This is a genomic window from Leyella stercorea (assembly GCF_021531355.1).
Classification (GTDB): domain Bacteria; phylum Bacteroidota; class Bacteroidia; order Bacteroidales; family Bacteroidaceae; genus Prevotella.
Genome location: NZ_JADYTS010000009.1, coordinates 52,115 through 64,205 on the forward strand (window position 1 = coordinate 52,115; position 12,091 = coordinate 64,205).

Consider the following 12,091-nt stretch of genomic DNA (forward strand, 5'->3'; position numbering starts at 1 on the left):
TTGATGTTAAGAAACAGTCCTCGTCAGGGCTGTTTTTCTTTTATCCCAATCTTTCAGAGTTTCTTTGCAACCGTTTCAGAGAGGTGCTTGGTAAGATAATACCAATCAAATTAACGTATCACAATGGGCATTCGCAGCCTTTCTGACTGTAGCACAGATTAATCAATATTTAAAAAGATATGAGTTCATACTTGACATTCGTACTTGTATTAACAGCGATTTATATCATCTACTACGCTGTTATCATCACCAAAGACCTTTATGGAAAGAAAGATGATGCCAAGACTGCCGAGGAAGTTATTGGCGTTAGCAGTATGGCCGATGCAGAAGAAAGCGTCGCTGTTGAAGAAAACGACGCTTTCTTCTGCATTGGTGGAAACAGTTACGATACGCAGGTGGATGCCGTCACCGGCAATGATGCAGACAATACGAACGGAGGCAATGAACAGTCCGCTGAAACAGAACGGAACGGACGAATCCGATGACACTGACAACGAAAGTGCTTTCGACAAATTTAAAGCGAAGATGGAGAAACTGTTGGAAGATACGGATACGTTCATGTCCAACCCTATGACAGACCAGGAACTGTACACGGCAATGATCATGCGAGACCCGAAGTTGAAATGGCACATGGTAAAGAATGAGCTATGAGAATGAAAAGAACTTATTGGGCATTGTCCACAATCTTGTTGGGCATCCCCATTCTGGCCAATGCCAAGTGCGGAGGCGTGAACTATAGTTGGGGAGCAGACGTACTGGCAAGTATGCACGACTATGTGGTAACTATGATGCTGTATGTGCTTTACCTGCTCTACGCCATAGCAGCTATAGTAGCAATTATTTCCGCTTTACAGATATACGTCAAGATAAATATTGGAGAAGACGGAGTGACGAAAGCCATCATGATGCTTGTAGGTGCCTGCCTGTTCATTTGGGGCGCATCTATCGTATTCCCTGCCTTCTTCGGCTATAGTATATGGTAAAAGGATTTAGGATAACAACAGACTCAATTGCAGACGAGTATATAAAAATAACGATTAACAATCAAAAGGAAAAAGAATGTTTAACAAGGCAAAGAATTATAAACCTAATCTTTGCCTTGTTGCTTATGGGCGATATGCCCACAAACAAGGCAAGAACGAGCGACAATGCGCAGAAGCAGAGTGCCAGTAATGCTGTTCCCATATTCTATTCTGTTTTTATTGTTTTGTTTTATGTTCTTTGTCAAACAATTCATCATCCTCATGAAGCAGATATTCATATTCGGTACCGATAAGACTTTCACGGTCATATTCTTTTCTGTACTCCATGATGTAATAACTTATGGTTTCGGGATAATCATAGACGAATCTTCGGCAAACTTTCTTGTACATAAGCAATATGCGTTCGTCGTCGGCAAACTCAAACAGATAGTCAAGCATTCGGCCTACTTCATTTGCAGTTGCGTGTTTCCTCGCACAGAACTCCTCTACAATGGGAGCATATTCTATGGCTGCTCTCTCACGAATCTGCATAAGTCCCTTTGCCAACTCTTTTATTCCTGCAAAGAATTCTTGATAATCCTTGTCCTTACTGATATCATTCATGACATGTCTTTTTTAATCTTTCAAACAAGCAAGCGGTATGACTTTGACTCCGTCTGGGCGTGTGTAAGCCATGCTGCCACCTGTCATGACAATCATCAAGTCGGGTTCGCGCAGCGGCACCTGCTTTTCTGTCTCATTATGCACTTGAATGAGTCGTTTAATTTCCAAAAGATGTTTGGCTCCTTCTTCTATCTCACGGCTGCCAAGTTTGCACTCTATCAGAGCATAGCGTCCATCGTCAAGATGAAGCACCAAGTCGGCTTCCAATCCGTAGCGGTCGCGATAGTATGACAGATGATTGCCAAAACCTGGAGTATAAGCCCGAAGGTCTCTCGCACACATCTGCTCAAAGATGAAACCAAAGGTTTTGAGCTGAGTCATCAATGGTTAAGATGTTAAATATTGCACGAGTTGTCCGTTCATCCCTTTGTACGCCATCCACTCTGGAGATATCGTCTCTACATATTTTAGTCGTAATTTGATTATATGTGCAAAGTTAGTGGTATTCAGTTGTATTTGCAAGCAAAAACTGATATTTGTGGATGTTTAATACTATGAATTGCGCTGTTTTATTGCTAACTTTTGCGGTGGTTTGCAACTAACTTTTGTGGTGTTTCATTTGTAATTTTTGAGGTGTTTCATTTGTGATTTTTGGGGCAATCCATCGGGTGCTTTTGTGGTAAAGCACTACCTTTAAATAAGGTAGGCTGCACTCGGGAATACAAAACAAAACTTCGTATTTGTTTTGATATTCCGCTCATTTGCACTACCTTTTAATAAGGTAGGCTGCACCTCGGAAATAAAAAATAAATGTGATTTATTTTTGTATTTCTCTCGGTTTGCACTACCTTTGTAACGTAAACAATCTGGATGTTAAATATATAATTATTATGACAAGAAAATTAATTCTATTATTATGTTGTTGTTTTGTAACGTTATTCGTGCAAGGCAAAGACGGTGTAAAATTACGTTCCTTAGTATTCGATGCTCATATGTATTATGATGGAATGGAATGCTCAAAATTTTCAAATGGGCCGAGTGTTACATACCATACAAATGATGGCTATAAATCATTTGTTCAGGATATAGAATATTCATCAGACTATTCTTCTGTTTTATCTTATTATGTAAATCCTGCTGGTGCAGATATTCAAGGATATTCGTTTAAAATTGACGCTTATGTTATAACAAAAACAAATCCTCGCACCAGAAATGTACAAAAAGTTGATTATAGTTCTCTTTTTAATATAGAGAATGATAAAATCAAATTCAATGAATCGATGGTATCGATACCTGTAAAGATTTCTAAAGAGAACAAGGAAAAAATAAAATTCAATCCAAAACATCAAATATTGGTATTAGGTGTGAAAGCTAATAATGATGACAATACTGATATTACAAACAATGATGATGAGCCTATTTCTTCAAATTATGTAGCAATTTGCTTTGAAACAAAAGAACAAAAACCATTGGATATTAGTTTCAATGGTATATCGTGGTGGGATGAAGAAGGTGACTATTCTATTGATTTATCTTCACACATATTTCAAGTTTCGGAAGAGAAAATTGATGATATAAAAGATAGTATTGTTGTGAAAGGTAACGATGAACACCCTATAACCATTCATAAGGTGTCAACAGATGCTAATGGGATTACTAAATGTTGTGTCTCCGTAGAAGATAGTTCGGAGAGAATCTATGGGTATACCTATGTAAATGTAAAATTTTTACCAAAACCAACATCAATTAATCAACTCGTAGTTTCTGATGCTGATAAAAAAGATGATATATACAACATTTTGGGTCAAAAAATTCGAAGAGTTAATAAGGGACTATATATAAAGAACAGAAAGGTGTACTTTAAAAAATAAGGTAATTCAACTCCACACTACCTCAACTGGAGCTTGGCACTAACCCCTCACCAAAGCCTCATTCCACAACAATATTTGCATTTCTTACCGCTCAAAACTGCGAGTTGAACGCACAAGAAATCTTTGGTGCGTTCAGATGGCAGTTTTGAATGGTTTTGTTATGTGGCTCATACACAGAATGTTATGCCGATTAAGATGTTGTTGTACAAATATTGGCGGCATAAAAAAGCTCTATTTTATTTCAAATGGACTACATTTAGAGGGCAACTGTAGTCCTTTTGCCCTCTAAAAGGACAACTATTGCATAGCAAAAGGGCTACAGTTGGAGTGCAAAGAAGCCTTGAATGACAATCAACGGGGTGTCGGACACTATAAAAACAATAAAAATCGACTCTGGAAATCTCTAGAATCGATTTTTATTTTGTAACACTTTTTTACTGCTTGTACAATATTTGCATATTGTACTAACTCGGCTCTTCTCTGGTAGTTAACACCATCTCAACATCTCACCACAACATCCGGAGCTCTGCTCCGCCTCCGTCTACCTGATGCATTCGCGCTGCAGGAAGTCTTCGTATTCGGAGCGATAGCCGTTGAATACGTTGATGTCTACTTCGGGACGTATGCCGGTGACGCGTCCGTCGGGGCATAGCTGCCAGTAGACGAGGTGTACGTCGGGCTTGTATTCGCCGTAGCGTGCTATCCAGATGTTGTAGTCGCGCTTGAGGTCGGGTGCGGAAGGGAGGTAACGGTTGACGAATGTTTGCGAGATGTAAAGCACGGGGCGGGTGCCGGTGTGCTGACCTACGATGCGCAGCCATGTGCGCACGGCACGGAACAGGGCTTCGGGTCCGCCCATCTTCTTGATCATAGCGTGGGTTGGCTCAACGTCGAGAACCGGGGGCAGGTCGCCCTTCGAGAATTTTGAGTTGGCTATGAAGAAGCGTGCCTGGCGGTCGGCAGGCGTACGTGTGGAGAAGAAGTGGTAGGCTCCGGTCTTGATGCCGCGTCGGCGGGCAGCCGTATAGTCGGCACGGAAGTAGCGGTTGCGTATGGTTGTGCCCTCCGTCGACTTGATGTAGCAGAACGATACGGGATAGTCTACCTTGCCGCGTACATGCTTGCGCGATATTGTTCCTAAGTGGGCTATGCGTAGACGGCTCCAGTCGATGGGGTAGTGGCGTCGGCCTACGTCGTGCTGGAAGCGCGAAAGGTCGATGCCGTAGATGCGGTCGGCGGTGTATTCGAGCCGTTCGCCCAGGAATCGGTTTTTCGACCACTCGCCTATGCGCAGATGCTTCTTGGGCAGGAGTGCAAATCCGAATCCCGTGCGCTGTCCGTCGCGCCACTGTCCGGAGTAGAATCCTTGTTGAGCGTCGGCAAAGGTGCCGTGTCCGTGGGCAATGGCGTCGCGGTTCATCTCGCCCGAATAGGTGCCTGTAGAGTCGGTCCATGTGCCTCGCACCAGTGTGTCGGCACGCCATGTGCCAACGATGCGGTGATGTAGCGAGTCGTGGCTCACGCCCTTTCCGCTGCGTTTGCCGTCGCGCCATTGTCCGGCGTATATGGTGCTGTCGCCTATGCTGAGCGTGCCGTAGCCGTCGTAGCGGCCGTTCTTTACGGTGCCGCAATAGGTGTATTTGCCGCGCTGGCTGACTATGGTGTCGGGCGTGATGTCGCGGCACGACGTCAGCAAGAGCAGCGCTAATATAAACAGATGTGTGATGTGTGTCTTCATTTCTTCAACAGTTTACTGATTTCGCGACGCGAGATGATTTTCTTTCCGCTTACTACGCCTATGAAGTGGCCGCGACTGGTGTATACGGGTGCTCCGTCGGGGGCGAGCAGGCGCGACATGTTGTGGCAGCCCGATGCTTGCACGGTGCCCTGGACGATGATGGGGCTTACGGTGTCCGACTCTATTCCGCGCACGCCGAGAGCCGGGGTGGCTGCTGTGAGAATGGTGCGTGGCGTTGAGGCGTTCCAGAGTTGCAACTTGGCGGGTTTAGCCCAGTCGGGTGTGCTACGGTCGGTGGTTTGCAGCACAGCCATTTGCAAGGTGCTGTCGCGGCTGACGAGGTGCATCGGAAGGCGTATGGTTTTGCCCTCGTCGTCGTGTCCGGTCACGGTGAATGTGGCTTTTGTGCAGAGTGCAAAGTGGTGTTGACGTTTGTCAGTAGCCAAACTGTCGATGATGTGGCGTGCGGATTTTACGGCATTGGTGGCGTGGTTGATGCTGTTGGCGAGCGATGCTATCTGCTGATAGCCGTTGTCCTGAACGCCATGCACACGTATGTAGTAGTCGAGTTCGGACTTCTGTGTCTGCAATCGCTTGAGCTGTAGGTCGGCAGAGAGGCGGCACAGGCGCACTATAGCCGAGTCGTTGAGGCTGTGCGGCACGCCGCCCTCGGCTGTGTAGGGAGCCACTACGCGTCCGCGGCAGGTGGGCAGTAGCGGCAGACTGTTGGTCCAGAAGCCCATTGTGAGTCGGCGGTGTGTGGCTGAGTCGCGCACGGATGTGATGCCGATAAGGGCTGAGTCGCCCTCGGCAGAATCGAAGTATAGCACGGGGCGGTTGTCTACCGTCACTTCGTGCCATGTAAGCTGTTCGACGACTATGGCTGTGCGGCGCATGCTGGAGGCACTCGACGGCCATGTCTGCCATGTGCACCATGCCGCAACGGCTATGATGAGTACTGTGGTAGCGCCGACTATTGTCTTTGTGTGTGGTTTCATAATATATATGTGTATATGTAAGTTTGTTCGGATTGCGAAATTACAAATAATATCAATACGGCGTATAATAAAAAGCCAATAGTTTCACGCTTTTTAAGCCATATATTTTGTTTATTCCGATGTTAATCGTAACTTTGCATAAATAGAAAATGACGAAAAGTAAGTATGAACCCTTCTGAATTCATCAAAAAATTCAAAAGCCGTTATCTGTGGGGCAATTTGTGCGCCATGGCTCTTGTGGTGGTGGCAGCGTGCGCGGGCGTTAAGTTCGGGCTCGACGTGTACACTCATCACGGAGAGTCGATAGCAATACCCGACGTGCGCCGCAAAGCGTTTGCCGATGCCGACTATCTGTTGCGCGAGGCTGGAATGATTGTGGTGGTGAGCGACACGGGATATGTGCGCGGACTGCCGCCCGACTGTATTCTGGAGCAGTCGCCTGCACCGGGCGACCGCGTGAAGTCGGGACACGTGATTTACCTCACCGTAAACGCTTCGCACACGCCTACGCTCTCTGTGCCCGACATCATCGACAACTCATCGCTGCGTGAGGCTATGGCCAAACTGCAGGCTATGGGATTCAAGATTACCCGACCTATGTTTGTAGAGGGCGAGAAAGACTGGGTGTACGGACTCGTGGTGCGCGGACGCCAGGTCAAGGCTGGCGACCGTATCGGCATTGACGACTACATCACCATCCAGGTGGGCAACGGTCAGCGCGACACTACCGAAGAGATTGACTACACCGACGCGCCCGAGCTGCTGCCCGAAGAGCAAATGGAAGAAGTGGGCGACGTAGATGAATTCCAAGAAATACACGAATGAGAATGTTGAATTTTGAATGTTGAATTTTGAATTGAGAATTCAAAAATCAAAATTCATAATTGCCGAAGGCAACCAACTCAAAACTCAAAACTCAAAATTCAAAACTCTACATAGTTAAGGATATGACAGACAATATAGATATAATGGACGAACTTGACGTGCAGGACATGGCTGTAGAAGGCTATGACGCTGATGCGTCGGACGACGAGACCGGGCAGCTGTACGAGCACTTCCGATTTGAGGCCGATCCCGGCATGCAGCCCCTGAGAGTCGACAAATATATGTGCGAGAAACTGCCGCACTCGTCGCGCAACCGTATTCAGACGGCTGCCGATGCCGGCTTTGTACACGTCAACGGACGCCCCGTAAAGAGCAACTTCAAGGTGCGCCCCGGCGACGTGGTGACGCTGATGCTCGACCGCCCACGCCACGACACAAGCATCGTGGCTGAAGACCTGCCCATAAACGTGGTGTATGAGGACGACGACTTGATGGTGGTGAACAAGGAGGCTGGCATGGTGGTGCACCCGGGAGCGGGCAACTTCACCGGCACATTGGTCAATGCCATAGCCTGGCACATGCGCAATGTGGAGAGCTACGACCCCAACGACCCCGAAGTGGGACTCGTGCACCGTATCGACAAGGACACAAGTGGACTGCTCGTGGTGGCAAAGACTCCGAAGGCGAAGACGGCTCTCGGACTGCAGTTCTTCAATAAGACCACGCACCGCTCGTACAACGCTGTGGTGTGGGGTAACCTCACCGAGGACGAGGGACGCATTGAGGGCAACATAGTACGCGACCCTAAAGACCGATTGCGCATGACTGTGATGCCGCCCGAGTCGGGTATTGGCAAGGAGGCTGTGACGCACTGGCGCGTGATTGAGCGCTTCGGCTACGTAACGCTGATAGAGTGCCGACTGGAGACTGGTCGTACGCATCAGATTCGTGCCCACATGAAGCATATAGGACATCCGCTCTTCGGTGACGAACGCTATGGCGGAATGGAGATATTGCGCGGCGAACGCTCGGCTACATATAAGGCGTTCATACAGAACTGCTTTAAGCTGTGCTCGCGACAGGCTCTGCACGCCCGCACGTTGGGCTTCGTTCATCCCTCGACACACAAGCAGATGGACTTCACAAGCGAGTTGCCTGCCGATCTGGCGCAGCTCATAGACAAATGGCGCGCATATCTGGGAGGAACTACGCGCGACACATTCAGCAACAAATAATATAACATATTATATATAATGGAAACTCTTAAACGTAACATCGCCATCGTTTGCGGCGGCGATTCTTCAGAACATGACGTGTCAATGCGCTCAGCGCAGGGACTGTATTCTTTCTTCGACAAAGATCGTTATAACGTGTATATCGTCGATGTGAAGGGGCTGGACTGGCATGTCGACCTGCAAGACGGCACAACGGCAACTATCGACAAGAACGATTTCTCGTTTCTTGAGAATGGAAAGGCCGTCGTATTCGATTATGCCTATATCACAATACACGGTACACCGGGTGAGAACGGCGTGCTGCAGGGTTACTTTGAGTTGCTGCACATTCCATACAGCACATCAGGCGTGCTTGTTGAGGCTATGACCTTCGACAAGTATGTGCTCAATAATTATCTGCGCGGATGGGGAGTCAACGTGGCAAAGAGTCTGTTGATTCGCCGCGGCGAGGAAAACAAGTACACCGATGAATTTATCGAGAGTGAGCTTGGTATGCCGTGCTTCGTAAAACCGGCTGCCGACGGATCAAGCTTCGGTGTGTCGAAGGTGAAGAATGCTGACCAGCTGGCTCCGGCTTTGCGCGTGGCATTCATGGAGTGCGACGAGGTGATGATTGAGAAGTTCATGAAGGGAACCGAGATTTCAATCGGCTGCTACAAGACTCGCGAGAAGTCGGTAGTGTTCCCCGCCACTGAGGTGGTGACAAGCAATGAGTTCTTCGACTATGACGCCAAGTACAACGGACAGGTGCAGGAGATTACTCCGGCTCGCATCGCTCCCGAAACCGCCAAGCGTGTGGCTGAGGAGACAAGTCGCATTTACGACATCCTGCACTGCAACGGCATCATCCGCATCGACTATATCATCTCGAAGGATGCCGATGGCAATGATGTCATCAACATGATCGAAATCAACACTACTCCAGGCATGACTGCTACCAGCTTCATCCCGCAGCAGGTACGCGCCGCCGGACTCGACATTAAGGAAGTGCTGACCGACATTGTGGAGAATCAGTTTTAATGAATTTTGAGTTTTGAATTTTGAGTTTTGAATTTGTCGGCTTCGCCGATGTTGAATTGCTCAATTTTGAATTTGGAATTCAAACGGTTCAATAAAACAGAAATCGTATTCAAAAGTTCATAAACTCAACACTCAAAACTCAACATTCAAAACTCAAAATTGCCACAGGCAACCAATTCAAAATTCAAAACTCAAAATTCAAAACTCTCACCTATGGATATACATCAATTTGACGCTATCCGGCCGTTTGAGCCGGAAGAGTTGCCCGAAGTGTTCGACCGCTTGTTGCAGAACGAGCAGTTCAAGCAGGTGTTGGCCTATCTTTATCCTGGAGTTCCGGTAGAAATGATTGGTCAGAAGATGCACCAGTGTCGCACAAACCTTGAGTTTCAGAAGGCTTTCTGCTACGATTTCCTGCAAAATCTTCTTGCTAAGGCAAGCCTCGGCATTGACTCTGATTTCCAGAACATCGACCTCAAGCGTCGCTACATGTTCGTGAGCAACCACCGCGACATTGTGCTCGACTCGGCTCTGTTGCACAAACTGCTGTTTGATGCAGGTTGCGACACTACAACCGAGATTGCCATCGGCGACAATCTGCTGAAGTTGCCGTGGGTGAAGGACATTGTGCGCATCAACAAGTCGTTCATTGTGGAGCGCTCGCTGTCAATGCGTCAGATGCTTGTATCGTCCAAACGACTGTCGGACTATATGCACTTTGTCATCAACGAAAAGCACGACAACGTGTGGATAGCTCAGCGTGAGGGACGCGCCAAGGACTCTAACGACCGCACTCAGGAGGCTATTCTCAAGATGATGACGATGGGTGGCGAAGGCTCTGTGAAGCAACGCTTGCTGTCGCTGAACATCGTTCCGCTTGCCATAAGCTATGAGTTCGATCCGTGCGACTTCCTAAAGGCTCAGGAGTTCCAGCTGCGTCGTGATGTTGAGGGATGGAAGAAGGGTTCTATGGACGATGTCATCAGCATGCAGACTGGCATTATGGGATTCAAGGGACACATCCATTATCATTGCGCTCCGTGCATCGACGAGTGGCTCGAGCAGTTGCCCGACGATATGCCCAAGGCCGACTTCTACAAGGCTGTGGCTGAACATATCGACCATGACATCTGGCGTGGCTATCGTCTCTATCCGTCCAACTTCGTGGCTCTCGACCTTCTCGAAGGCACAAAGGCTCATGCCGACCGCTACACCGATGAAGACCGTCAGCGCTTTGAGGCTTATCTGCAAGGTCAGATGGCTAAGATTCAGTTGCCCAATCCCGATGTCGACTTCCTGCGCGAGCGCATGCTGACAATGTATGCCAACCCCGTCAGAAACCAGATGAGCGTACTGTAATAAGTCGCTGGAGTTTAGTATATTGCGAAGCATTATTGCCGATGAAAATCAGAACATTACTAATGGGTTTGGCAGCTGCTGTGCTTGCATCGTGCGAGCACGACGGCTATGAGTCGGGCGATGGCAGTCTGTCGTATCTCACCGCCGAATTGGCAGTGCTGCATACTGCATCCAACCGCTCGGCTACGTCTGCCGACCTTGACAATGGCACAACGCTCAGCATCAGCAATCCGTTCACGACATCGTGGATGACCAAGGCTGACACCATCTATCGCGCATTGCTGTACTACGATGTAGCTACCGATGGCAGCAAGAAGGTGAAGGCCCGTTCGGTGTCGGCTGTGCCTGTGCTACGACCGATGGAGCAAAGCAAGGTGAAGGATATGCACACCGACCCCGTTGGATTGGAGAGCGTATGGGCTGCCAAAAGCGGATATATCAATATGTCGTTGCTACTGAAGGCGGGCAAGACTGACGGTGAGGATGCCGTGCAGACGCTCGGGCTTGTAGATTGTGGCACGACTGTCGGCAATGATGGCAAGCGCATACGTCATCTGAAGCTTTATCACGACCAGGGAGGCGTGCCCGAATATTACACAGTGCAACGCTATGCCAGCATCGACACTAAGGATTTGGGCGATATTGACGCTGTAAGCATCACTGTGAATACATATAGCGGTGAGGTGACGAAGACTTTGGAGTGTAAATAAAGAGGTAGTGTCTCTGTCTTGACATTACCCTAATACAAAAGAAACAGGAGGCTGTGGCATTTCGCCATAGCCTCCTGTCGTTTATGTGGAGAATCATTTGTAATACTGTTGTGCGAGAGCTGTTATCTCATTGGGGATGAGCGCTGTGATGTCTTTACCCTCGTTGATGTATTGTCGCACAAGAGTGGAACTCACATCGTATAGACCGGTATCAAAAACCTTAACTGTTTGTGGCAGTTTTGCTGTGTCTATAGGATATCCCGAGCGCGGATAAATTGCGATAGGGTAGTGGGCAATGATGTCGTCGGCATGATACCAGCGGTCGAATACAGCCCAGTTGTCGGCACCTATGAGTAGTGTAAATTCACGTTCGGGATAGTCGTTGCTAAGCGACTGCAGCGTGTGCCACATGTATGAAGGGCGGGACAGATGAAATTCGTAGTCGCAAGCCTTCAGTTGTGGATATGGCCCAAGCGCTATGCGGGTCATATCGAGACGCAGCTGCTCGTCGAGCAGGTCGGCCGAATGCTTCAGAGGGTTTTGCGGCGACACCATGAGCCAAACTTCGTCGAGTCCGGCAAGTTCAATCATCTTGCGTGCAATGGCTATATGTCCGTTGTGTATGGGATTGAACGAGCCGCCGTAAATGCCGGTCTTTATCCTGTTCATAATTTACTTAATAGGGTGTTCAGTTCGTTGTACCAAATTTAGCTCACTTTCCTAAGCGTTTTGGTTCGTTCTGTTACCCA

13 protein-coding genes and 1 pseudogene are annotated in these 12,091 nt (G+C 48.1%); 9 read left to right on the forward strand and 5 right to left on the reverse strand.

The features are described 5' to 3' along the window. The first annotated feature begins 179 nt into the window (after nt 1–179). The 3 genes from I6E38_RS04105 to I6E38_RS04115 are packed head-to-tail and all read left to right on the forward strand — an operon-like array spanning nt 180 to nt 983. Entirely contained in the window at nt 180–485 is a 306-nt protein-coding gene (locus I6E38_RS04105; RefSeq protein ID WP_235392819.1) for a hypothetical protein, read from the forward strand. After that, nucleotides 442–651: a hypothetical protein gene (locus tag I6E38_RS04110; protein ID WP_235392820.1), complete on the forward strand. Its 210-nt coding sequence runs from the start codon at nt 442–444 to the stop codon at nt 649–651. The genes I6E38_RS04105 and I6E38_RS04110 overlap by 44 nt, the downstream gene beginning before the upstream one ends. After that, the gene (locus tag I6E38_RS04115) at nt 648–983 is read left to right on the forward strand and encodes a DUF4134 family protein (RefSeq protein WP_407936639.1); all 336 of its coding nucleotides are present in this window, start codon (nt 648–650) and stop codon (nt 981–983) included. The genes I6E38_RS04110 and I6E38_RS04115 overlap by 4 nt, the downstream gene beginning before the upstream one ends. Nucleotides 984–1,199: 216 nt before the next feature. Here the strand turns inward: I6E38_RS04115 and I6E38_RS04120 are convergent, their stop codons facing one another. Both I6E38_RS04120 and I6E38_RS04125 read right to left on the reverse strand, forming a co-directional pair. Continuing rightward, a complete protein-coding gene (locus I6E38_RS04120) occupies nt 1,200–1,586 on the reverse strand; it encodes a hypothetical protein (RefSeq protein ID WP_177833236.1) in 387 nt (128 codons plus the stop codon). Between the two features lie 12 nt (nt 1,587–1,598). Then, nucleotides 1,599–1,970: pseudogene (locus I6E38_RS04125) on the reverse strand (DUF4143 domain-containing protein); the annotation flags it as partial. 506 nt (nt 1,971–2,476) lie between these two features. On the opposite strand from I6E38_RS04125, the gene I6E38_RS04130 reads away from it, so the two are divergent. Continuing rightward, nucleotides 2,477–3,457 carry a hypothetical protein gene (locus tag I6E38_RS04130; protein WP_235392822.1) on the forward strand — a complete coding sequence of 327 codons (981 nt, stop codon included), beginning with the start codon at nt 2,477–2,479 and terminating at the stop codon, nt 3,455–3,457. Nucleotides 3,458–3,998: 541 nt separating this feature from the next. Here the strand turns inward: I6E38_RS04130 and I6E38_RS04135 are convergent. Together I6E38_RS04135 and I6E38_RS04140 are read right to left on the reverse strand one after the other, a co-directional pair. After that, nucleotides 3,999–5,195 carry a GH25 family lysozyme gene (locus tag I6E38_RS04135; RefSeq protein ID WP_235392823.1) on the reverse strand — a complete coding sequence of 399 codons (1,197 nt, stop codon included), beginning with the start codon at nt 5,193–5,195 and terminating at the stop codon, nt 3,999–4,001. Then, nucleotides 5,192–6,193 (reverse strand): hypothetical protein, encoded by a 1,002-nt coding sequence (locus I6E38_RS04140; RefSeq protein WP_235392824.1) that lies wholly within the window; start codon nt 6,191–6,193, stop codon nt 5,192–5,194. Before I6E38_RS04140 ends, I6E38_RS04135 begins: the two co-directional genes overlap by 4 nt. A gap of 165 nt (nt 6,194–6,358) precedes the next feature. Here I6E38_RS04140 and I6E38_RS04145 point away from each other — a divergent pair, with 165 nt between their 5' ends. From I6E38_RS04145 to I6E38_RS04165, 5 genes are all read left to right on the forward strand, one after another. Continuing rightward, nucleotides 6,359–7,018 (forward strand): PASTA domain-containing protein, encoded by a 660-nt coding sequence (locus tag I6E38_RS04145; RefSeq protein WP_235392825.1) that lies wholly within the window; start codon nt 6,359–6,361, stop codon nt 7,016–7,018. 167 nt (nt 7,019–7,185) lie between these two features. Beyond that, nucleotides 7,186–8,253, forward strand: a complete 1,068-nt coding sequence (locus I6E38_RS04150) for an RluA family pseudouridine synthase (RefSeq protein ID WP_407936640.1) — start codon at nt 7,186–7,188, stop codon at nt 8,251–8,253. A gap of 18 nt (nt 8,254–8,271) precedes the next feature. Then, the gene (locus I6E38_RS04155; protein ID WP_235392826.1) at nt 8,272–9,273 is read left to right on the forward strand and encodes a D-alanine--D-alanine ligase; all 1,002 of its coding nucleotides are present in this window, start codon (nt 8,272–8,274) and stop codon (nt 9,271–9,273) included. A gap of 213 nt (nt 9,274–9,486) precedes the next feature. Further along, nucleotides 9,487–10,632 carry a 1-acyl-sn-glycerol-3-phosphate acyltransferase gene (locus I6E38_RS04160; RefSeq protein ID WP_235392827.1) on the forward strand — a complete coding sequence of 382 codons (1,146 nt, stop codon included), beginning with the start codon at nt 9,487–9,489 and terminating at the stop codon, nt 10,630–10,632. A 41-nt stretch (nt 10,633–10,673) separates the two neighbouring features. Then, nucleotides 10,674–11,342: a NigD1/NigD2 family lipoprotein gene (locus tag I6E38_RS04165; protein WP_235392828.1), complete on the forward strand. Its 669-nt coding sequence runs from the start codon at nt 10,674–10,676 to the stop codon at nt 11,340–11,342. Nucleotides 11,343–11,435: 93 nt separating this feature from the next. Here the strand turns inward: I6E38_RS04165 and nadD are convergent, their stop codons facing one another. Further along, on the reverse strand, nt 11,436–12,011 hold the full coding sequence (nadD, locus tag I6E38_RS04170) for a nicotinate (nicotinamide) nucleotide adenylyltransferase (protein ID WP_235392829.1): 576 nt from the start codon (nt 12,009–12,011) through the stop codon (nt 11,436–11,438). Between the last annotated feature and the right edge of the window lie 80 nt (nt 12,012–12,091).